Source organism: Arthrobacter sp. efr-133-R2A-63 (assembly GCF_030209795.1).
In the GTDB taxonomy this organism is placed as follows: Bacteria; Actinomycetota; Actinomycetes; order Actinomycetales; family Micrococcaceae; genus Arthrobacter; species Arthrobacter bambusae_A.
Genome location: NZ_JARVRG010000044.1, coordinates 1 through 19,648 on the forward strand (window position 1 = coordinate 1; position 19,648 = coordinate 19,648).

Genomic DNA, 19,648 nt, shown 5'->3' on the forward strand with positions numbered 1-19,648 from the left:
CACGTTAGGGAGAGCGCGTTTCGCGGACCGTCGCGGTGTGTAAACGTGCTGTGACCCTTACCTATCTACGGCCTCCCGGCAAGGTGAGATCTTTCTGAACCCGTGAAGCGACCGGAAAAGAATCCACAAAGGAGATAAGCCCCTGACCGATCTTGGAAGGCGGGACCGTGGAGCTCTACCGGGTTCCGCCGAGGAAAGCATATGTTTCATGCAGCGGCTGATCGACAAAACCGACGATTGTGCGGAAAGTCCGGGAAAACCCTCCGCAATGCATGTTCGCCGTCATCTCCTCGTCCGTCCGAAAGGTCACCGATGGCCCCCACTCACCATTCGAGCAGCAAGCCCCCATTACTATGTTCAGCGGAACGACTTCCTTTGAGCATTTCCACGGCAGCAAGTACAACGAAAGCCACGATCTTTGGTGCAGTCGGCATCATTATCGCCTTGGTCTTCATGATCGCCGCCGCGTCGTCGCACCACCAGACGCAGACGGAAGGGCCGATACGAGGTGGTCCTTCGGTTCTAGCGGCGTCCCCGCAGAAGAAGGTCTCGAGCGGGTCGGCCGTGTAGTCGCGGGTCAGGTGGAGTCCTCGGCGCGCGATCTTCTCGGTGAGCACCGAACGTCGAAGGAACAGAACGGAAGCGCCGTAGGCAACCACCGAGGCAATGAGCAGCGGGAGTGCAACAGCCCATGCGTTCGTCAGCTCGAGAGTGAAGATCACGCCCGTGAGGGGCGAGCGCATGACACCTCCGACGACGGCGGTGAGCCCGAGCAACGCCCAGAACCCCGGGATGACTCCTATGGCGGCGTTTCACGAAGCGGCGCGGGGCAAGTCCCAGAGGGGGCAACCCGAGTGCCTTTCGCCTTCGCGTCAAGCGGATGTTCGCAACAATCAGAAAGAGGAAGAAGCCCAGCGAGGGAACGAGCAGGACAAATATCCACGGCAAGTTGCCCACAACGGCCTCCTGCGCCCAGTGTCCGGCAGGCCGGGCTGGACGTCAAGAAAGCGGTGTGGCCCGTGGATGGGGTCGGTCAGCATTCGAGACGGTGATCTTGTTCCTGCCAAGGTCGTCCTGTCCGCTGCCCAACCAGTTACAAGGGCGTCCGCTTCGCAGCCGTGGCCCCGGTCCGCTTGTTGCGCTCTCCCTGGCCGTTGCTTTGCCTCCGCCGTATGCTTGCCCGATGGCATCCAGTGAAGACCCGATAGAGGAACTCCGACGCGACATCGACGCGTTCAACCGGGCGTGTTCCAGAGTCATCGCATACGACGACGATCCCGCGCTGGCACGCCGGCTTGAAGAAATTGCTGCCGATGCCGAGGAACGGCTCGAAACCCTTCAAAACCGGATGAACTACTAGACACGCTTCCGGTGGGACGCACAGTCGTTCCCAAAGGGTTATTCAGCCGGGGCCGCTGCCTGTCCGGTCCTGGGTTTGCGCTGGCGGCAAGGCGCCGCCGACGTCGCGGTGTCAGCGCCGCTGCCGCGGCGGCTATGGCAGCGGGCGCTGACCCCAGCGACCACGGGCAGACGGCCGGGCGTGGTGTCGCGGCCGGGTATGGTGTTCGGTGTCAGGGGCGTGGTGTGGTTGGTGTGCGGCGGGTGCGGGCCCGGAGCTGGATGATGCGTACTGCGCCGGCTACGGCGACCAGGGCACCGCCGCCGACCGCGGCGATGAGCAGGGCAATGCCCAGGGAAATGGTCCCGTCCAGGCCGAAGAACCTGACCCTGGCGGCGTCTTGGTTCTGCACGATGAATGCGATGAGCAGGATCAGGAGGACGAGGGCGGCGATGGTGGCCGTCCAGGCCATCCCGGCGCGGGTGACCACCGGCCGGCGCCCCGCCGACGGGGCCGCCCCGGGTGTGGGCGGAGGGGAAGGCTCCGGTGCCGGCTGTGGTTCCGCATTCACTGGGGACTCCTTTGTCGGTTAACGTTCAGCGTCAGCCTTCTCCGGGCCGTATTGCGTCGAAGAACCGGCGCTCCGGGGGAGCGGGCGTTTCTTCGGCCCGGGCCCGGAGGAAGTCGAGGTCTTCGGGGGAGAGGGTGGCCTGGTCGTGCTGGTCCGAGTCCGCGGTGATTCCGGTTTCCTGATGGATCGTCTCCGTGATCGTGCGCGGCAGCACCACGCACCCGGGGTTCTCGGTGAGCCATTGCCGGGTTTCGGGGCTGAGGCTGTCCCAGTGGTCCCTGATGTTGATCTCCATGGTGATCCCTCACTGATTGAATCCCGGAGGCAAAAGACCCGGGCCGGTCCGGTACCGGGGACGTGATCAGGGTACGCCCGGTGAACGCAGAAAGACAGGCAAGAGAGGCCGGGCCGGATCGTCCGGCAGCCGTGGATGGCCATGCGATGAGGAACCCCCGCGCGAGTCGGGAGAGACTCCAGTGCAGGGGTTCCCGGCGGCTGCGCAAATGGGGGATATGCGAAGCCACCAGAACAACCGTACGCCCCGCGGCGGTCTTCCGCATCCGGAGGCGTCCCGGGTCAGGGGCTGATGGTTGATGCCTGTTCTGTGGAGTGGTTACCGGGGGTGGTTCCTTCCTGGAGTGGGCGGGACAGGAAGTCCGTCATGGCGGTTACGAGGACGGCGATGTTTCCGGGAAGGGTGAGGGCGTTGCGTGCTGCGGCCGGCATGTCGCCTTGGAGGAGGCTTTGCTCGATGCTGTTGCAGGCTTCCTCGATGGCGAGGGCGCCGACCATGTGGGCGTTGACTTTGAGGCTGAGCACGGCGTCCAATGCGTTGTCGGCGTCTTTGTCGCCGGTGGCGGTGAGGATGCGGTCTACCCGGGTCGGGAGGACTTTCAGGAAGGTCAGCGCATAGTCTCGGGCAGTGGTCGGGCTTTGCAGTTGCTCGGCGAGGATCAGCAGGGCGCTTGCCTGAAAGATTGGCCTGCCGGTGGTGGCGTCCTTCAGCATACGACGGTTCCGGTGAAGGGTTGACCTATCCACACGTTGCTGGCTGACACCGTGTACAGCCCGTGGATCTGGTAGGTCCAGGTGCCCGCTGCGGCCGGGTGCTGGGAATATGACGCGCCTGACGTGGGCACGTTGTTGCCGCTGGGGTCCGTGACCGTGAAGTCGTAGCCCGTCGCGCGGGGAACGTATCCGTAGCTGACAACGGTGATGCTCAGCTTGCGCCCTGAAGGGCAGACAGCCACAACACTGGCACCGGTCGGGGCAGGCATCGACATCGTCCCGACGCTGGTCGAGCCGGTCGCGGTTCCGGTGAACGCCGCCTGCGCGATGCCGGGGGCGAGGACCAGTACCGCAGCCGCGGCCAGGACCGCGGCGACGCGCCCGGACGCAGGCGTCCGCCCGGCGTCGGCGGTGCTCCGGCTTCTACGCAAGGTCGGCGGCTTTCTGTCGGGCCCGGTGGTCCATTCCATTCTTACCGCTTGCACGCGGTGGAAGAGCGGACCCGGTTCAGTTCTTTGAAGACATTCTTATGCGGCGCGCCGGGCGGCTGTGCCGCCCAGTGTTTTTTGACCGCCCAGGGCTTTTTCCAGTTGTGGCTGGTGTTCGCGGACGAGTTCGCCGGCTTGGACTGCCGCGGTGTGATCGGTCATGACCAGTGCCTGTTCGAGGCTGACGCAGTGCTGTTCCATCCGCAGCGCCCCCACCATCGAGGAGCTGGTTTTCAGGCTCAGCACCGCGTCCATCGCGAGGTCACTGTCCCCGGCGCTCAAGGCGCGGCTGATCTTGTCCACCCGCTGGGGCAGCATCCTGGCGTAGGCGGCCGCGAACTTCTCGGCGGCTTCCTTGCTCCTTAGCTCCTTGGCCAGGCGCTTGAGGGGGCGTCGGTCGAAGGCCGGCAGGGGGCGTTGGGCAGCGCCGGCGTCCGCGTCGTCGTCGCCCTCGGGCTTTTTCCGCCAGATCGAGACGAGCACCATGACCACCAGGGCGGCCGGAGCGCCGTACATCAGGACCTTCAGGACCACGGGATCACGAAGGATACGGATCGCGTTGCCCAAATAAGGAACGGTGAACACCTGACGGTCAACCTGACCGCCGGCCAACGTCGCCGTCCAGGGATCGGCACCGTTGTTGGCATCACCCTTGGTGCGGACGGTGGCGGTGCCTTGGCTGTTCACTGCCAGGTCGATGATCCGGTGGGTCTCCACCCGCTGGTCCTGCACCGGAATATGGTAAGTGATGATGTCCCCCACCTTCAGGTTCTGGACCGCGACAGGAACGGTGACAACGACGTCTCCCGGGTTGATCAGCGGCGACATCGAGCCGGTGAGCATGGTGCTGGTCTGGTAGCCCAGGACGCGGGGCCCGACGGCGAGGAACAGGAACGCAGCGACCGCCGCGACCATCAAGGTGGTCGTGATGATGCTGACCATGGCCCGGGCAATCCTCGCCCCGACTCCCCGGGCGTTGCCGGTGCCGGGCTTATCGTTGCCCGGGGTTCCGGCTCCAGGTGGCGTTGTCGCTTTCCGGGAGACCCGCGTGGGGCGGACCAGGGTTGCGGTCATGGCTGGGTCTCCGTTCCTGTGGAAGGCCCTCCGCCGTCGTTCTAGGGGGTTCGACGGCGGAGGGCTGGCTGGGGGTGCGTGTTACTTGTTGGTTCCGGTGCGCTGGGTGCCGGTGAAGTTGAACGCGACCGTGCTGCTCAGGTTCTGGAAGGTGTTGTCCGCCGTGGACGGCAGCGTCAGCGTGACGCGCAGGTTGTCGCTCTGGCCCGCGGTGACCGAGTTGAGGTTGGCCAGGGCCAGGTTCGAGCCGGTGACGGCGCGGGTGGTCAGGACCGAAGTGGTGGTGCCGGAGCAGGTGTAGGTGTACGCAGGGGCGGTGCCGGCCTCGGTCCACGGGACGGAGCAGTTATCGATGACCATCTGCAGTCCGTTGGTCCCGTCGGTGTCCAGCTTCGAGGTCGGCAGGGCCGAGGTGGTCAGCGTGACCGCAGAGAGTGCCTGGTTTCCGGCGGCGTTGCTCAGGGTGGCCGTGCGCTGCACGGTGTCGCCGGGGACCAGGCCGGAAGCGGCGACGGACAGCCGGTTCCCGGCCGTGCCGGGAGTGCCCAGGGCGATGGCCACGGTGCCGGAGGCGACGGTGTTGCTCGCGGAGGTGCTGGAGGTGAAGGCACCGTAGGTTCCCAGTCCTGCCACGCCGGCAGCAGTGCCGACCAAGGCCAGGGAAGCAATGACTTTGCCGGTGGTGGTTTTCAGGTTGAGACCCATGATGATTTTCCGTTTCCTTGAAGCCCGTGAGACCGGGGGATTCACGGGCCTTTGCTGCCCGATGACCTCTACTTTCCGGCAGGAATCTCAGGAAGCCGCAAGGATTCCACAAGTGTTTGTTCAAGATTAGTTAAATATCCGCTCAAGTTTTTTGCGAGTGTCGGGCAGGCGGCCTGGATGCTTCGGAAACCTTTGGCGAGGAAGGGGGTTCGGAGCGCGATTGGGATGCATGCCGGGCCCCGTCGCTGGGGCTCTTTCGGGTGCGTTACCGCAGTTCCTCTGCTGTTCCTTCCCGTGGGTCTGGTGAGCCATGACGGTGACAAATCCCTGGGTCCTTTTCAGTTTCTTGGTTCCGGCAAAGGGGATCGGCCTAAGCGGTCGATGGTCCCGGTATCGCGGGTTTCTCGCGTGCATGGTCTTGCCGGTGCTCGCAGTGCCGTTAGGGGGGCGCGGTTGCAGCGTCTCTTCCACGCGATGGCCGGCTACAGCGGCCTGTTGGTGGTGTTTTCGGGCCCGTTCCCGGATAACCTGTCCGTGGGGAGGCCGCGCCGGCACCCCCACGGACGTCCACGGGTGTGGGCGGACTTGTCATCCATTCAGTCCTGGGGGCCGAAATGACAAACGAAACGCAGCCGCAGGATCACGTCGGCTCTTTCAGGGGCCTTATTGAGGCCGTGCCCGATGCTTTGCTCGTGATCAACGACGATGGCGGGATCACGTTCGTCAACGCCCACCTGGAGCGGCTCTTCGGTTATCCGCGGAGCCAGCTGCTGGGCAGCCATTATGAGATGCTGCTTCCGGCGCGGTTCAAAGGCCACGGCCAGGCCATCCGCGACCGCTTCGCCGGTGATCCGGGGATTCGCCGGGCAGGAACTGACCTGAAACTGTTCGGCCGGCACCGTGAGGGCACCGAGTTTCCCATCGAGATCAGCTTCGCTCCCCTGGGCGCCGGTCCCGGCATGGGAATCGTCGCCTCCATCCGGGATGTGGGCGACCGCAGGCGCGTTGACGCGGAACTCCGCGATGCCCTCTCGCTGCTTGGTGCCACCCTGGAATCCACCGCGGACGGCATTCTGGTCGTGGCAGCCGATGGCCGGATTGCCGGGTCGAACGAGCGGTTCGCCGTTCTCTGGGGCATCCCTGCGGAGCTCATGGATTCCCAAGAGGACGGGAGAGTGATGGCGTTTGTCCTGGATCAACTGGCCGATCCGGACAGCTTCGTGGACAAGGTCCGCGAGTTGTACGCAGATCCCGGCGCCGAGAGCCTGGACGTGCTGGAATTCCGGGACGGGCGCACCTTTGAACGCTACTCCCGGCCCCAGCGCGTCGGGGAAGAGATCGTCGGGCGGGTCTGGAGTTTCCGTGACATTACGGGCCGCCGCCGGGCAGAAGACCAGGCACGGGAAGCGCTCGCCCACCTGGAAGGCCTGGGCGCGATCGTCAATTCTTCAGCCGACGCGATCATCGGCATGACACCGGCCGCTGTTATCACCAGCTGGAACCCCGGGGCCGAGAAGCTCTACGGGTACGCTGCCGCTGAAGTGATGGGCCGGGACATCAGGTTCCTCATACCTGATCATTTGCTCCGGAGCGAGGAGGCCTTGCTCGCCGAAATCCGGGAGGGCGGTGACGCGCGCAGTTTTGAGGCCGAGCGGGTCCGTAAGGACGGGACAATCGTCCCCGTTTCGGTGACTGTTTCACCCATCCGGGCCGACGACGGGAGCGTGCGCGGGATGGCGAAGATCGTCCGTGACATTACCGGCCAGCGGCTCGCCGCCGCGGAGCTGTTGGCGGCCCGCGAGACGGCGCTGGAATCAAGCAGATTGAAGTCCGAGTTCCTGGCCACGATGAGCCACGAGATACGGACCCCGATGAACGGAGTCATCGGTCTGACCGCGCTCCTGCTGGACACGCCGCTGGATGAGACCCAGCGCAAATACGCCCAAGGGGTTCAGACGGCGGCCGGGGCCTTGCTGACCCTCATTAACGACATCCTGGATTTCTCGAAGCTGGAGGCGGGCAAAATCGATCTGGATGTCACCACCTTTGATCCGCGGTACCTCGTGGAGGAAGTTGCAGCCCTTCTGGCCGAAGAGGCGTTGGGCAAGGGCCTGGAACTGATTGCGTACTGCCGGCCCGATGTTCCGGCGCGGCTGGCCGGTGATGCCGGCCGGATCCGGCAGATCCTGTTGAACCTGGCCTCGAACGCCGTGAAGTTCACCGCGTCCGGAGAGGTCGCCATCCGGGTGAACGTCGCGGAACAGGACGCAGGAGCTGCCGTGGTGCGGTTCGAGGTCAGGGATACCGGTATCGGTATCGATGCCGCGGATCATCTGCGCCTGTTCGACTCGTTTTCCCAGGCCGATGCCTCCACCACGCGCCGGTATGGCGGAACAGGGCTGGGTCTGGCGATCTGCCGGCGCCTGACCGAAGCGATGGGCGGAGAGATCGGTTTGAGGAGCACCCCGGGGGAGGGCAGCACGTTCTGGTTCACGGTCCGGCTGCCCGTCGCTCAAGCCCCCGAGGGGATTCTGGAGCCTCCCGTCCCCGGTCTGCTGTCCGGGCTGCGGGTGCTGGTGGTCGATGACAATGCCACCAACCGGCTCGTGCTGGAATCACAGCTGGCCGCGTGGGGGCTGCGGCCGGAGGCTGCAGGGGACGCGGCCACTGCCCTGGACCGGTCCCGGACCGCGGCCGCCGCCGGGCAACCCTTCGCCCTGGCCGTGCTTGACATGTGCATGCCGGACATGGACGGCCTCGAGCTGGCCCGCGAGCTCACTGCCGACCCTGCCCTGCGGGGCATCCGGCTCATCATGCTGACGTCCGCACCCCAGGTCACACAGGCCGATCTGGGCGCGGCCGGCATCCGTGAATGGCTGACAAAACCCGTGCGTGCTTCAGACCTCTATGACCGGCTCATGCGCCTGATGGCCGGCGCTTTGCGGGCCGCCCAGGGGCCCACAACGGCCAAGCCCGCCCGGCCCGAAAGGCCTTACCGGGGCCGGATCCTGGTGGTGGAGGACAACGAGGTGAACCAGCTCGTTGCCCGGGAAATGGTCACCAAACTCTTCTTCCGGGCCGACGTTGTCGCCGACGGCGCCGAAGCGGTCTCCGCCACCGCCGTCCGCTCCTATGCTGCAGTGCTCATGGATTGCCATATGCCGGTCATGGACGGCTTCGAGGCCACCAGGATCATCCGCGCCCGGGGGGATAGTCCCGCCCGCCTGCCAATCATCGCCATGACCGCCGGGGCGCAGGACGAGGACCGTGAGCGCTGCCTCGCGGCCGGCATGGATGACTACCTCAGCAAACCCGTGGACCTGGCCGCCCTGGATGAAGCCCTGGAGCGGTGGATCCCCCGCCCTGTCACGGCCGAAGCTGAGGGCCCGGCATTGGACCCCGCGCGGCTGGCGGTGCTCCGTGAACTGGGGCCGGCAGACGGGCCCGGGCTGCTGCGCGGGGCGGCCGACGCCTTCCGGCGCGGCGTCCCCTCGAGCGTGGCCGCCCTTCAACAGGGCCTGGATGGCGGCGGAGGTGACGCCCTGGAACAAGCAGCCCACAAACTCAAAGGCGCCGCGGCCAACATCGGCGCCACGGGTGCGGCCGCACTGTGCCAGGAACTGGAGGACCTGGGACGCGAACCCGGTGGTCGGCACGGCCCGGAGCTGCTGGCCCGGCTCCTGACCGAGCTGGCACGGGTGGAGAAGGAGCTGGAGAATGCCTTGGCCGTGAGCCCATGAGGGTCCTTGTCGTGGACGACGACCCTGGGTCGCTTTTGGTCGCGAAGGCCGCCGTTGAACGATCCGGGCACGAATGCCTGACGGCTCCCGACGGGGATGCCGCGTGGCGGCTCTACCAAAGCCACCGGCCCCACGCCGTGGTCACGGACCTCGTCATGCCCGGACTCGACGGGCTCGCCCTCTGCCGTGCCATCCGGACCGCCGAGGCGGACTCCTACACCTATCTCATCTTGCTGACCTCGCTCGGGTCCCGGGAAGACGTCATGGCAGGCATGGAGGCCGGCGCGGACGACTACGTCACCAAACCGCTGGACCCGTTCACGCTGCACACCCGCCTGATCGTGGCCCTCAGGGTGACCTCCCTGTACACCGAACTGGCCCGTTACCACCGGATGCTTGCCGAACAGGCCCGCACCGACGCGTTGACCGGACTGCGCAACCGGCTGACCCTGACCGAAGACCTCCAGCAACTGCACCACCGCAGCGAGCGGTACGGACTCCACTATTGCCTGGCCATGTGCGACGTGGACAACTTCAAGAGCTACAACGACACCTACGGCCACCAGGCAGGCGACGCGGCGCTCAAAGCCGTCGCCTCCGCCCTCGCCGGCCAGCTCCGGCAAAGCGACGGCATCTACCGGTACGGCGGGGAGGAATTCCTCCTCCTACTCCCGGACCAGTCACGCTCCGGAGCGAAGGCCGTGCTGGAACGGTGCCGGGCCGCCGTGGAGGACCTGGACATCACCCACACCGGCGATCCATCCGGGGCTCTGACCATCAGCGCAGGAATATCCTGCTACAGGCCCGGCCACCGGGTCAGCAGCGCAGAACTCCTCAGAGAAGCCGACACGGCCCTCTATACGGCCAAGACGACAGGCAAGAACACAGTCGCCCTCTCGGGTGCAGGCCATTCGGGAAGTGGCTTCTGAAAAGCGGCATACCGGACGGCCGTGACCGTTGGTTCGGATAGGCGGCTTTTCACACCCCGGGTTGGCGCCAGGCTGGTTCCAAGGACGAGGTTGAGCGTGCATCCTCAATGACATCGTCGGTCCGCCGGGAGCCCGGCTGGACGTCAAGAAGGTCTGTCCTGCCGATGACCCTCGTGGCGGGGGCATCCTCGGGGTGGGCCGGATATGTCAGCCCTACCGGGCCGACAGATACTGGACACAGTCACGTCACGTCTGACCCGATCCCGGACATCGAGGTCTCACTTAAGGAGATCCGGCTTGGTTACGAAGCCGTCCCGCCTCTTGCATGTCGTCCTGGCCAACTATTGTCAACCCCGCATTGTGCTGTTATTACCGTTGTATCGGCAGTCCCGGACGGGCGGGTGATGGGAGTCCTGATGGATGCGCAATGGATCTTCGGCTTCGTCGGCGGCTATGTGGCGGCGGCGGTCACGGTGTTTCTGTTGTACTTGCCTTTCCTGGTTCTTTTCGTTGTGCTGCTGCTTGGGGCAGGCATTCTGGAGCTCATGGCGTTGCCGTTCCTGATCTTGTTCCGGAGGTCTCGCGGTCGCGGGAAGCCCGACCCTTCATCGGGTGGATCGTGGCTTCTCGATTGATGCACCGCACAGGGATGCGCAGGAAACTACAGGCGCTCAGGTGAGGCGCCGGGCCGCTCGGTCAGGCGCTGAAGGTTTTCATCGCCGTTGTCCAGGAGATCAGCTGGTCCCGGAAGGGGTCCAGAGCTTGCGGCGCCCATGGAGCGGCCGTCCTCGCCATCTTCGCTAATCAACAGTCGACGTGTTCCTCACCCTGCCTGGACTGTACCCAATGTTGTAGCCGTGACGGGCGATTGTGGCGGGAGTTTCGGGACAACATACAGGACGCTCAGGTTACGCGGCATTCCACGAATCCCGGCCAGCGGGGGAGTGTCCCATCAGAAATATTCCGGTTCCTTGGAAGTGGGACGGAATAGGATCGCAGAATGAAGCTGACACCGATTGACGCATCCCGCGCCCGCCAACCGGCCATAGCAGTGCTGTCCGACTTTGAGATTGGACAGCACGTGGGAAGGCATCGTGGCTGGCTGTTGGATGAGGATGGTGCGGTTTACGAGAAAAAGAGCGGCTTATTGAGGCGGCCGCAGCGGGTGGCCGAGAGCCTTGTTGATCTTGGCCGGATTCTGCGTACCTTGCCGAATCCTGCCGTGCGCGTTGGCGAAGAAAGTTCAGCGATCTACTGGGGCCTGATTCCGAACGTGCACGAACTCCAGCGGTTGCGTATCTGATCGGTTCAACAGGGCTATCAGCAGGCCGGTAGTCCAGCCGGGCCGAATGGACTACCCGTGCATGGTGCCCTTGATCATCCGGATCGGGGACGAAATCGGGGCGCCCGTTGGTTCACCCCGGCCCGTCGTTGGGTCGGCACCACCCCAACGAGGCCGGCGATGACCGGATGAAGGGGGTGCTTCATCCGGTCATCGCCGGGCGTGCAGCGGGTACGGGTCAGGCTGCCAGAGGCACCATCCCGGTGGTGAAGGCATCGCCGGGCGCCAGGATGCTGAGCCTGCAGTCAGACTGGAACGGATCAATATCCGCAGGAAGGTGATGTGACCGCGAGCAGGCGCGCAGCTGTTCCAGAGCCTCTGGCTCGACCATGGCCCGTGTCACGTCGATTTCCAAGGCAAGGCCTTTGATCAGGGCGTTGGCGCGTTTCACGACCACATAAAGGGCCTGGATGCTTTGCGCCGTCACGCGGCCTTGAGCCGCGATCTTGGCGTGGGCGCAATCGAGGTCCACACGGACCAGGACGCTGAGCTTGTCTGTCATGGTGCTCCTACCATTCGTGGACGGTCGCGACGCTGCGACCGCCCACGTTAGCTTAGGCATGAACTGTGACGCACGCAACACCCCGCACGTATTCAGGCCCCCATCGGGCTGAACCGACCCCTCACCGCGGCAGAGACGTCCGGCTCCTCCTCGCACCGAAGGCAACGCAGCTCGGAGCGCGGCTGATCAGCTCGTGTGCGCATGGAACCCGTCCGCCGCCGTGCGTGAGCCGGTCCGGAAGCGGCAGGCAGGGGCGGGCCTGTTTCTCCGCCCGGGGTGCAGGCGTATGCTGGCCCGTGACAGCCAGCCACACAGCCCAGGAGTGATCAATGATCGGAAGGAACAAGGCTTCCCATGCTGCGAACGAAGCCGCCCGTGCCGCCCAGGACCGTGCCGAGGAATGGATCAAGCACGCGACCGACAAGGCCTCCCCGCAGGCCGAAGCCGCCATCCGGTGGGCATTGTCCAGGCTCGACGAAGCGCACGTCCCGGACGTCGTTCAGGGGGTGGTTGTCACACTGACAGGAAACAGGAAGGTCGCCAACCGGGCACGGAAAGCAGCCTCCCGGGCCGTCCAGCGTGCGGACCGGAAACTCCGTCCTGCCGGCCAACCTTCCGGGAAGACCTTTCTTGTTTCCGCCCTGGCCGCCGCCGCGGCCGCCGTCGCAGGCGTCCTGCTCTGGCGGGCCGTGACCAGCCGCCCCGACCCGAAGGAATCAGAGGCGGAACAGTCGACCCCCGTCGTCTAGAGCCCCACGTCGAGGTCCCGGTTCGGTGTGCAGTTCCGGGGCAATGGGAACGGAAGGGAACGCCGTCATACCAACAGGCAAGGTCCGGTGGTTCAATGGCGGGAAGGGCTACGGTTTCACAGCCCCCGATGACGGGCCCGAGGACGTTTTTGCCCATTTTTCCGCGATCGTGGCCAGCACCGGCTTGGTCTTGAACCCGCGGCCCTCCGGGATGCCGGCTCCCGCACACCGGCCCGGATCATCCGTCCATTCCTTGGGCAGGTAGGGTTCCCGGTCCAGGAACGTGCGACCGTGCCTGGTGGCATAGCTGAGGAACACGCCGATCTGGCAGTTCTCCACCCGCCCTGCGGTCCCCGAATACTGGCGGGCGACCCCGGCGGACCGACGACCCTTCTTCAGAAAACCGGTCTCGTCGACGACCAGCACCCCGTCCGGGTCGCCGATCTTGTCCACGACGTCGGAGCGCAGATCATCCCGCAGCCCGTCCGGTTCCCAGTCCGCGGTCGAGAGCAGCCGCTGCATCCGGTCCGGAACCCGGTGGCCGGCGCGCTCCGAGAGCGTCCAGGAGTTCTTCCGCTCCTCCTCCGAGAGCAGCCCCCTGACATACAGCGCTCGCCCGCGGCTCCGACCGGGCGAACCGAGCCGCGATCAGCTCCCCGACCTCGACCAGCCCGTCCGCCCATTCCCGCACCTCAGCCGCACACATATCATCACTCACCGGACAGGATTAACACGTCGGAGACGAGAAATCCGGTAAAACGCCGACATGGACGAAAATAAACGCGACTGTAAGTACTAGCTGACGGCTCCGTCTGATCGCTCATCATTGTCGCAACGTACTGCGATGGCCGGCAGACACTGACTAACGCCGCCAATACCTTGGATCAAGGACTAGCCACACCCGGCCGGACTGGAGCCCGGGCATCGGACCAACATCGGAACAGGGGCCTGCCTTCCCGCGAAACGTGGGAACTTATCGCGTAGGCAAAGCCTGCCCCGGATCGCGAAGCCGGTAGCCACCGTCCCTTCGGATAAACAGAGCAAGCAGGAAGACCGCGTTTCCTACGCTGCGGCCACCGTCCAGCCTGGGTGGTCGAGAATGTCTTGCTGAACATGAACATGAACCGGACCCGGGAGAGGAGAGGCACGGCGCAGTCCAACTTTGCGCAACAGCTTGTTGCGCAGGACTCCGGATCTGGAAACTTCGAAGTCAGCAGCTGTCGGCTACATTTCCGCCGATAAGCCTCCGTCGACCGCCTAATTTTTCTATGTTGTGCCATCGCTTACCGGCCCCCTTCGAGGAATGAGCATGCTGGCTCGTGCACTTCGTGGACCCGCGCAGCCTCGTTGAGTGCGGCACATCACCGACCTGCCAAGAGTGGTCTTTCTGACTGCGGCTGTCGAGCTGGCCTGGGATGGGGACTGGAAGTATGCAAATGCCTTCCAGCCTTCCGAAGGTCCAACGATGAACGGCCGACTGAAAGACGCCGGCCCCGGGTTGCCGGACGACGGGATCACCCAGAACCCGGCAGTACTGACCGCTAAGGATGTCGATGTGTTGTTCCGAGGAGTCAGTCGTGAGGGGTGGGTTGAGTATGCGAATGCTACGCGCTAGCCGCATCAGGGCCATCGCATCCTTCCTGGTGGTGTTTTTGTGCTTCGGTGTGGTGGGTGCCCAGGCGGCCCACGCCGACGACGGCCAGCCTGCTGCCGTGGGCCAGACGCTGAACGCGGACCAAGCGAAGAGACTGGCCGGTCTGCCGGCAGACCAGCGCAACGCCATCCGCGACGACATGATCAAACAGCTCGCCAAAAGCGCGTGCGCCAATCCGACCATCTCGATGGCAATGATTGGTGCGGATTGTGAGCAGGTCGCGGCCGCCGCGTACGGGACGTTCCTGACGACGCCTGAACAGGCCATGGCCTTCAACGCGGACGCAGACGGCGCCAAGTTCTGTGCAGGGCTGGCACAGGTCAAAGCTCCCATGACGGCTGTTGGATCGTGTTCTGCCGGTGCCGCCTTCAGACAGGCTTTGCCGGTGTTGGGTGCTGCGACGCGGGTGGCGTTGCAGTTGTCTCCGGGTGGGCAGTTCGTGTTGGGCACGGTGGATACGGTGGCGTTCATTGCGAACGCGAAGGACGGGTTTGAGAAGTTCGCGAACACGGTCAAGGGCGAGGCGGTGAAGTCCACGAACGAGGTGATGAACAACCTCCTAAAGACCTCTGCCCTGTCGATGGATGACGAGTTCCGCAATACTTGGGCAGCGTTCGCGGCCGTCGGCATCGTCGTTCTGGCACTGATGTACTTCAAGCTCTGGAAAGACGTCTCCAACGAGGACGCGGACCTTGAGGAAGCCCAGAAATCGTTGTTCTGGTACGGGCCCTTGTCGATCATCCTGGTGCTGTTCGGGCCGGCGATCGGGTACCAGCTCAATTCCTGGATCAGCGGGTTGACCGAGGCGTTCACCGGCTGGACGGCAGGGCATATTGCCACGTTCATGGAGGTCATTGCCCGATTCGCTTCGTACCAGTCCAACGGCGTGTTCGGTCCCTTGGTCACGGTCGTCGTCTATGGACTGTTGTTCCTGGGCGCGTGGGGGCTGCTGGCGATGTTCTTCCTTCAGCCCTTTGCGCTGTACCTGATGGGGGTCGGTATCGCGGTGATGATCGGCTTCATGATCCATCCCGAGTACCGGCAGCGGGTGGCCAAGACGGGCACCTTGTGGATTGCCATCGGCTTGTCCAAACCGGTCCTGGTGCTGCTGATGGGTGCGGTCTTCACCTTCATTTCCACCCGTCCGGCCTTCCAGGGCGGCGGCACCGACGATGCGATGGTCAACGCGGCCAGTGTGTTCATGGCAGGGTCCGCGATGCTGCTTCTGGCTTTCTCGCCGGCGCTGCTGTTCAAGTTCGTTCCGCTGCTGCCTTCGTCTGCGACGGGTCTGGGTGCTGGTCGTGAGTCCGTGGCCGGCGCGGCGCTGGTTGCCGGGGCAGGTGCCGGGGTTGATGCGCTGATCCGGAACCGCCGGATCGCCCACAACCGTTCCGCCGGCCCTGGGACCAACAGGGGATCTTCGACGCCGTCCACCCCCTCCGGGAACTCCGGCAGCTCTGGGCAGGGAACGGAGCCTGGCGCGGACGGTCGGAACATCGGCCAGCTGCAGCGCGATGCCAGGACCGGCAGGAGCGGCCCCGGACAGGGCGGTGCCGGGCAGGACGGTGCCGGGCAGGGGCGGAGGTCTGGTGCCGGGGCTGTGGTCCGGGGGTCCGGGAAGATCGCGGCCGGAGGCGCGGCGGCGTTCCTGCTGGCAGGCCGGGAAACGGCCCGTCAGGCGGGGATGCGCGGGAAGCGGTCTACGGGCTCGATGGTCCCGGATACCGACCACATCAGCGGCCGCTGACAGCGGCCAAAAATGATTCTTTTTCGAGCGGGAAGCGGGTAGGTCATGGCACGGATGGTGGTTATCGGCGGTGAGGTCGGCGGCCGCGGATTGTTCGGCGGCAAGCGGACGCCTCCGGAATGGGCGGGCCTGGGCGTCGCTGTCGTCCTCACGGTCGTGGTGTTGCTCTCGGCCGGGCCGATCTCGGTGCTTTCGCTGCTGGGCGCGGCCGTGGTGCTGCTGACCGGTGTCGTGTCGACGACGCCGAACAAGTTCTCCGGAGACCGGTCCCTGGGGGCGTTGGTCGTGGAGGCCCGGCACCGGAAGCATCGCCGGCGTACGGGCAGCGTGAACTTCACCCCGGTGAAGGACCGCCCGCAGACCCGGAGCGTGAAGGCCCCGAAGTCCCGGCGGGAGGAGGCTGACGAGCGCGGCATGATCGATGTTCCTCTCCGGCACCGGAACAACGCACCGTTGATGGTCGGTAACGTGCGGCATTTCGTGTACGACTCTCCGGAGGGGCCGATGGTGATTTTCCGTCACCAGGGCAAGATCAAGAAGCCTTACTACACGGTGACCTTGGAGACGCTGGGCACGAGCTCGGGGATCCGTGAAGAACACCGGGAAGATGCCGGGCACATCGCTCACGGGCTGATGCTCTCCCGTCTGGCACGCCGGCAGCACCTGGTCAGCCATGTCCAGTCCCTTGCCCGTGCGGTGCCGGTGGACTCCGCGGATCACCTGTTGTGGATCCACCGGCGCATCCCTGCCGGGGTCCCGAAGGTGTTGTTGACCTCCTATGGAGAGTTGTGCGATCTTGTGCAGTCCAGGGCTGAGCAGCACCGCAGCTACGAGACGTTCCGGATCCCGGTCTCGGAGAAACTCTCCCGCAAGGCCCGCGCCCTTGGCCCGGGAGATCTCGGATACGGCAAGGCCATTTACCAGGAAGTCCGCTCGGCGATGTCCCAGGCCGAGATGATGGGCTCCGTTCAGGCCTTCCGGCCCTTGGGGCCTGAAAACATGGCGGCGTTGCTGCGTCACCTGCAGGACCCGGGCTTCGACATTGACGACACCGCCGGCGCGGACCTGATGGACTGCTGGCAGCACCTGGACGGCGCGTCCTCGCCCAATTCGGTCATCGTGAACGGTTCCTGGCACACCCGCACCGGGTATGTCCCGGCCACCGCGTTCAGCCCCGAGGCGATCCCCGTCCAGGCGTTGAAGGCCGTGATCAGCGGAATCCAGCCGGCCGTGGTCCACAGCGTGTCCGTGGTCATTGAACTCCAGGATGCGCGCGCGGCCCGAGGCAAGGCCCGCTCACACGCGGCCATGGACCGGGCCCGGGGCAAACAGGTCGCCAAATCCGGTGTCGTGACCGACGGCAGCGAGGAGGTCCTGCTCAACGCCTCGCACCAGCGTCTGCTGGACCTGAAACCCGGCTCCGGGCACCACGGTGCCGCCTACGGCCTGTACATCTCCTACTCGGTCGAGCACGAAGAGGAGATCCTGGGCACCGCCGACATCATCGAGGCCGCGGCCGCGGATGCCGGGATTGAACAGATCGACTGGCTGGATCAACGCAATGATCTGGCCCTGATCACCACCATGCCTTTCACCAGGGGGATCCGATGAACACCACCGACACCACACCCCAGCCGGGCGCGGGGACCACCGCCGCGGTCAAGCGGTTCCCGCTGCCGTGGGCTGAAACCCAAGGCGGGCAGAACCGTGCCGCGCACGTGACCGCCGAGGGTCTGGAACGGGCCCAGAACGCCAAAACGACACAGAACGCCAAAACGACACAGAGCGGCAAGGCGGCGAAAAAGCGTGCCCGGAAGGAGGCCGCCGCTAGGGAGCGGTCCGAGCTGGATTCGTCCAACACTCCTCTCCGGTGGCATCACGAGCGGGCCTGGAAGTTCGCTTCCACGCTCGGGTACTACGATCCGGCCGCCCCGGGGATCCTGTCCTCGACCCGGCAGATGGAATTCGCGCACATGGCCATCGCCTCGCCCCCGACATCGCACCGGGGTCTGCTGTTCGGGGTGGACGCCGGGTCCGGATGGATGATCGTCCACGACGTCTTCAGCTCCTACGGCGAAACCCTGGAGTCCCCGAACGTCTGCTACATCGGCGATCTGGGGCAGGGAAAGTCCTCGGCGATGAAGACCTGGGGCGTGCTGCGCCAGCTGATCCTGGGCCGGCGCATCGTGGTCATCGACAAGAAGTACCAGCTGGACATCAGAGCCGGTGAATACACTCCGCTGGCCAGGGCCCTGGGCGTGACGCCCGTGAAGTTCCGGATCGGCGGCGGCGGATCCCGGATCAACATCCTGGATCCAAGGATCGCGGCCCGCATGGATGAAGAGGACCACGACAGCGACACGGCGGCCGAGACCCCGGCCGGGCAGTCGATGCTGCTGCGCGCCGTCACCGAGGAAGCCCTGGAACGCCGCCTGACGCCGAAGGAAGGCAAGGCGGTGCGCATGGCGCACCGGCAGGCGGTGGCCTCCGTCCGCGGAACGGGACGGGACGCGGACATCCGGGATGTGCTGGCGGCCCTCTACGCCCCGGATGCGTCCGCAGCTGCGGACGCGAACCTGACAGTGGAGCAGCTGAAGGAGTGGGGACTGGATCCGGCGTTCGAGCTCGAACGCATGATCGAAGATGACCTGGCCGGGCTGATCGATGGGCCGACCAGCCCGGACATCGAACTCAGTGGCGGGCTCACGGTCTTTGACGTGTCCCTGCTCCCCGAAGACGGCCCGGCCCTGCCCCTGGTCATGACGATCATCAACACCTGGCTGGCGAACACCCTGTACCGGCAAAAGACACCGGTACCGACCACTTTGCTGATCGAGGAAGCCTGGCACACCGTGCAGGGCTCGGTTGCGAAGGTCACCCGCCGCAACACCAAGCTCTCCCGCGCCTTGTCGCTCTCCTGCCAGTTCGCGTTCCACCACATCTCCGACATTCCCCAGGACAGTCCGGCGATCGCGATGCTCAAGGAATGCGGAACGGTGTTCCTCTACAAGCAGGGCAAGCGCGAAGACGCCGTGGCCTGTGCCAGGCTGTTCAACCTCCCGCCCGGGTCCGCGGACGACATCGGCAAGCTGCAGAAGGCCACGTGCCTGATGAAGATCGGCTCCTTGGATCCGTTCGTGGCCATTCACCTGCGCAGCCCCCTCGAGGTGGCCCTGACCGACACGGACAAGGCCATGAAGTCCGGAGCCACCCTGGACCTGGTCCAGGCAGTCACCGAACGGGAAGAGGAGGTCGTCGCATGAGCAAGCCGGTTTCGTCCGAAACGATTCTGATCCGGATCCTGGCCGGCAGTGCGGCCGTGCTGCTGCTCTGCGCGTTTCTGGCCTTGGAGCTGGGGGAGTTCTTCACACCCACCGGCACGATCTCCTGGAACCCGGCGGAGCTGGGCACAACCGTCAGGGCCGGCCGCTTCCAATGGCCGGCGGCGTCCACCTGGATCCTGGTTGTCCTGCTCCTGGCCGCGTTCCTTGGGGTTCTCTGGTTGTCCATGACGGTCTTCGGCGCGAAGCCTGAAGAGACCGGCCTTCCCCGGTACAAGGACCTGGAGCACCGGATGGGCCGCAAAGCAGCTCTGAAGCAGGCCCGGCAGGCGCTCACCTTGCCCGAGGACGCCTCCGGGGAAGACATCATCGTGGCCCTGTGCAAGCTGGACGGGGAAGTCCTGTACGTCCAGCACGAAGACTCGATGTGGGTCTACGCGCCCCAGCGATCAGGCAAGACCCTCTGGCTGGCAGTCGGCATCGTCGTGGATGCCCCCGGCCCGGTGCTGACCACCTCGA

Annotated in this window: 20 protein-coding genes and 2 pseudogenes; 12 read left to right on the top strand and 10 right to left on the bottom strand. The window is 65.3% G+C overall.

Features of this window, described 5'->3' with window-relative positions; all coding sequences use genetic code 11:
• Nucleotides 1-323 precede the first annotated feature (323 nt).
• On the bottom strand, nucleotides 324-803 hold the full coding sequence (locus QRN45_RS20065) for a chloride channel protein (RefSeq protein WP_350309793.1): 480 nt from the start codon (nucleotides 801-803) through the stop codon (nucleotides 324-326).
• Nucleotides 804-1,183: 380 nt separating this feature from the next.
• On the opposite strand from QRN45_RS20065, the gene QRN45_RS20070 reads away from it, so the two are divergent.
• Nucleotides 1,184-1,360 carry a hypothetical protein gene (locus tag QRN45_RS20070; RefSeq protein WP_284764440.1) on the top strand — a complete coding sequence of 59 codons (177 nt, stop codon included), beginning with the start codon at nucleotides 1,184-1,186 and terminating at the stop codon, nucleotides 1,358-1,360.
• 211 nt (nucleotides 1,361-1,571) lie between these two features.
• Here the strand turns inward: QRN45_RS20070 and QRN45_RS20075 are convergent, their stop codons facing one another.
• The 6 genes from QRN45_RS20075 to QRN45_RS20100 form a co-directional block, all read right to left on the bottom strand.
• Complete coding sequence (locus QRN45_RS20075; protein WP_350309792.1) at nucleotides 1,572-1,910, bottom strand: LapA family protein; 339 nt, start codon at nucleotides 1,908-1,910, stop codon at nucleotides 1,572-1,574.
• Nucleotides 1,911-1,941: 31 nt separating this feature from the next.
• Nucleotides 1,942-2,205 carry a hypothetical protein gene (locus QRN45_RS20080; protein WP_284764441.1) on the bottom strand — a complete coding sequence of 88 codons (264 nt, stop codon included), beginning with the start codon at nucleotides 2,203-2,205 and terminating at the stop codon, nucleotides 1,942-1,944.
• A gap of 281 nt (nucleotides 2,206-2,486) precedes the next feature.
• Nucleotides 2,487-2,918 carry an Hpt domain-containing protein gene (locus QRN45_RS20085; protein WP_284764442.1) on the bottom strand — a complete coding sequence of 144 codons (432 nt, stop codon included), beginning with the start codon at nucleotides 2,916-2,918 and terminating at the stop codon, nucleotides 2,487-2,489.
• Nucleotides 2,912-3,388 carry a hypothetical protein gene (locus QRN45_RS20090; protein ID WP_284764443.1) on the bottom strand — a complete coding sequence of 159 codons (477 nt, stop codon included), beginning with the start codon at nucleotides 3,386-3,388 and terminating at the stop codon, nucleotides 2,912-2,914. The genes QRN45_RS20085 and QRN45_RS20090 overlap by 7 nt, the downstream gene beginning before the upstream one ends.
• 57 nt (nucleotides 3,389-3,445) lie before the next feature.
• Nucleotides 3,446-4,480: a signal peptidase I gene (locus tag QRN45_RS20095; protein ID WP_284764444.1), complete on the bottom strand. Its 1,035-nt coding sequence runs from the start codon at nucleotides 4,478-4,480 to the stop codon at nucleotides 3,446-3,448.
• Between the two features lie 81 nt (nucleotides 4,481-4,561).
• Entirely contained in the window at nucleotides 4,562-5,185 is a 624-nt protein-coding gene (locus QRN45_RS20100; RefSeq protein ID WP_284764446.1) for a TasA family protein, read from the bottom strand.
• Between the two features lie 614 nt (nucleotides 5,186-5,799).
• Here QRN45_RS20100 and QRN45_RS20105 point away from each other — a divergent pair.
• The 3 genes from QRN45_RS20105 (at nucleotide 5,800) to QRN45_RS20115 (ending at nucleotide 10,489) form a co-directional block, all read left to right on the top strand.
• Nucleotides 5,800-8,925, top strand: a complete 3,126-nt coding sequence (locus QRN45_RS20105) for a PAS domain S-box protein (RefSeq protein ID WP_284764448.1) — start codon at nucleotides 5,800-5,802, stop codon at nucleotides 8,923-8,925.
• Complete coding sequence (locus tag QRN45_RS20110) at nucleotides 8,922-9,854, top strand: GGDEF domain-containing response regulator (protein ID WP_284764449.1); 933 nt, start codon at nucleotides 8,922-8,924, stop codon at nucleotides 9,852-9,854. The genes QRN45_RS20105 and QRN45_RS20110 overlap by 4 nt, the downstream gene beginning before the upstream one ends.
• Nucleotides 9,855-10,270: 416 nt before the next feature.
• Nucleotides 10,271-10,489: a hypothetical protein gene (locus QRN45_RS20115; protein ID WP_284764450.1), complete on the top strand. Its 219-nt coding sequence runs from the start codon at nucleotides 10,271-10,273 to the stop codon at nucleotides 10,487-10,489.
• Nucleotides 10,490-10,515: 26 nt separating this feature from the next.
• On the opposite strand, the gene QRN45_RS20120 is transcribed toward QRN45_RS20115, so the two are convergent.
• Nucleotides 10,516-10,662 carry a hypothetical protein gene (locus tag QRN45_RS20120; RefSeq protein WP_284764451.1) on the bottom strand — a complete coding sequence of 49 codons (147 nt, stop codon included), beginning with the start codon at nucleotides 10,660-10,662 and terminating at the stop codon, nucleotides 10,516-10,518.
• Nucleotides 10,663-10,854: 192 nt separating this feature from the next.
• Here QRN45_RS20120 and QRN45_RS20125 point away from each other — a divergent pair, with 192 nt between their 5' ends.
• Nucleotides 10,855-11,157: a hypothetical protein gene (locus tag QRN45_RS20125; RefSeq protein ID WP_284764452.1), complete on the top strand. Its 303-nt coding sequence runs from the start codon at nucleotides 10,855-10,857 to the stop codon at nucleotides 11,155-11,157.
• Between the two features lie 217 nt (nucleotides 11,158-11,374).
• Here QRN45_RS20125 and QRN45_RS20130 read toward each other — a convergent pair whose 3' ends face one another.
• Nucleotides 11,375-11,698 (bottom strand): hypothetical protein, encoded by a 324-nt coding sequence (locus QRN45_RS20130; RefSeq protein ID WP_284764453.1) that lies wholly within the window; start codon nucleotides 11,696-11,698, stop codon nucleotides 11,375-11,377.
• A gap of 329 nt (nucleotides 11,699-12,027) precedes the next feature.
• Here QRN45_RS20130 and QRN45_RS20135 point away from each other — a divergent pair, with 329 nt between their 5' ends.
• Together QRN45_RS20135 and QRN45_RS21035 are read left to right on the top strand one after the other, a co-directional pair.
• Nucleotides 12,028-12,447 carry a hypothetical protein gene (locus QRN45_RS20135; RefSeq protein ID WP_284764454.1) on the top strand — a complete coding sequence of 140 codons (420 nt, stop codon included), beginning with the start codon at nucleotides 12,028-12,030 and terminating at the stop codon, nucleotides 12,445-12,447.
• A 43-nt stretch (nucleotides 12,448-12,490) separates the two neighbouring features.
• Complete coding sequence (locus tag QRN45_RS21035; protein ID WP_502870738.1) at nucleotides 12,491-12,712, top strand: cold-shock protein; 222 nt, start codon at nucleotides 12,491-12,493, stop codon at nucleotides 12,710-12,712.
• Here the strand turns inward: QRN45_RS21035 and QRN45_RS20145 are convergent.
• Nucleotides 12,619-13,153: pseudogene (locus QRN45_RS20145) on the bottom strand (IS701 family transposase); the annotation flags it as partial. The gene QRN45_RS21035 and the pseudogene QRN45_RS20145 sit on opposite strands and share 94 nt — an antisense overlap.
• Before the next feature lie 645 nt (nucleotides 13,154-13,798).
• Between QRN45_RS20145 and QRN45_RS20150 the strand changes: the two are divergent.
• The 5 genes and pseudogenes from QRN45_RS20150 to QRN45_RS20170 all read left to right on the top strand — a co-directional run.
• Nucleotides 13,799-14,062 carry a hypothetical protein gene (locus QRN45_RS20150; protein ID WP_284764455.1) on the top strand — a complete coding sequence of 88 codons (264 nt, stop codon included), beginning with the start codon at nucleotides 13,799-13,801 and terminating at the stop codon, nucleotides 14,060-14,062.
• Nucleotides 14,049-15,848, top strand: a complete 1,800-nt coding sequence (locus QRN45_RS20155; protein ID WP_284764457.1) for a hypothetical protein — start codon at nucleotides 14,049-14,051, stop codon at nucleotides 15,846-15,848. The genes QRN45_RS20150 and QRN45_RS20155 overlap by 14 nt, the downstream gene beginning before the upstream one ends.
• A 45-nt stretch (nucleotides 15,849-15,893) precedes the next feature.
• Complete coding sequence (locus QRN45_RS20160; protein ID WP_284764458.1) at nucleotides 15,894-17,459, top strand: hypothetical protein; 1,566 nt, start codon at nucleotides 15,894-15,896, stop codon at nucleotides 17,457-17,459.
• Nucleotides 17,456-19,111: a putative type IV secretion/conjugal transfer ATPase gene (locus QRN45_RS20165; protein WP_284764459.1), complete on the top strand. Its 1,656-nt coding sequence runs from the start codon at nucleotides 17,456-17,458 to the stop codon at nucleotides 19,109-19,111. Before QRN45_RS20160 ends, QRN45_RS20165 begins: the two co-directional genes overlap by 4 nt.
• Nucleotides 19,108-19,648 (top strand): annotated as a pseudogene (locus tag QRN45_RS20170) (type IV secretory system conjugative DNA transfer family protein); the annotation flags it as partial. The gene QRN45_RS20165 and the pseudogene QRN45_RS20170, both read left to right, overlap by 4 nt.

Bases quoted from the DNA above. Each gene is read 5' to 3' on its own strand.
- QRN45_RS20125 (WP_284764452.1), top strand. From the start codon at position 10,855: ATGAAGCTGACACCGATTGACGCATCCCGCGCCCGCCAACCGGCCATA.
- QRN45_RS20095 (WP_284764444.1), bottom strand. From the start codon at position 4,480: ATGACCGCAACCCTGGTCCGCCCCACGCGGGTCTCCCGGAAAGCGACA.
- QRN45_RS20165 (WP_284764459.1), top strand. From the start codon at position 17,456: ATGAACACCACCGACACCACACCCCAGCCGGGCGCGGGGACCACCGCC.
- QRN45_RS20085 (WP_284764442.1), bottom strand. From the start codon at position 2,918: ATGCTGAAGGACGCCACCACCGGCAGGCCAATCTTTCAGGCAAGCGCC.
- QRN45_RS20070 (WP_284764440.1), top strand. From the start codon at position 1,184: ATGGCATCCAGTGAAGACCCGATAGAGGAACTCCGACGCGACATCGAC.
- QRN45_RS20160 (WP_284764458.1), top strand. From the start codon at position 15,894: ATGGCACGGATGGTGGTTATCGGCGGTGAGGTCGGCGGCCGCGGATTG.
- QRN45_RS20105 (WP_284764448.1), top strand. From the start codon at position 5,800: ATGACAAACGAAACGCAGCCGCAGGATCACGTCGGCTCTTTCAGGGGC.
- QRN45_RS20130 (WP_284764453.1), bottom strand. From the start codon at position 11,698: ATGACAGACAAGCTCAGCGTCCTGGTCCGTGTGGACCTCGATTGCGCC.
- QRN45_RS21035 (WP_502870738.1), top strand. From the start codon at position 12,491: ATGGGAACGGAAGGGAACGCCGTCATACCAACAGGCAAGGTCCGGTGG.
- QRN45_RS20155 (WP_284764457.1), top strand. From the start codon at position 14,049: ATGCTACGCGCTAGCCGCATCAGGGCCATCGCATCCTTCCTGGTGGTG.
- QRN45_RS20100 (WP_284764446.1), bottom strand. From the start codon at position 5,185: ATGGGTCTCAACCTGAAAACCACCACCGGCAAAGTCATTGCTTCCCTG.
- QRN45_RS20115 (WP_284764450.1), top strand. From the start codon at position 10,271: ATGGATGCGCAATGGATCTTCGGCTTCGTCGGCGGCTATGTGGCGGCG.
- QRN45_RS20135 (WP_284764454.1), top strand. From the start codon at position 12,028: ATGATCGGAAGGAACAAGGCTTCCCATGCTGCGAACGAAGCCGCCCGT.
- QRN45_RS20090 (WP_284764443.1), bottom strand. From the start codon at position 3,388: ATGGAATGGACCACCGGGCCCGACAGAAAGCCGCCGACCTTGCGTAGA.
- QRN45_RS20110 (WP_284764449.1), top strand. From the start codon at position 8,922: ATGAGGGTCCTTGTCGTGGACGACGACCCTGGGTCGCTTTTGGTCGCG.
- QRN45_RS20080 (WP_284764441.1), bottom strand. From the start codon at position 2,205: ATGGAGATCAACATCAGGGACCACTGGGACAGCCTCAGCCCCGAAACC.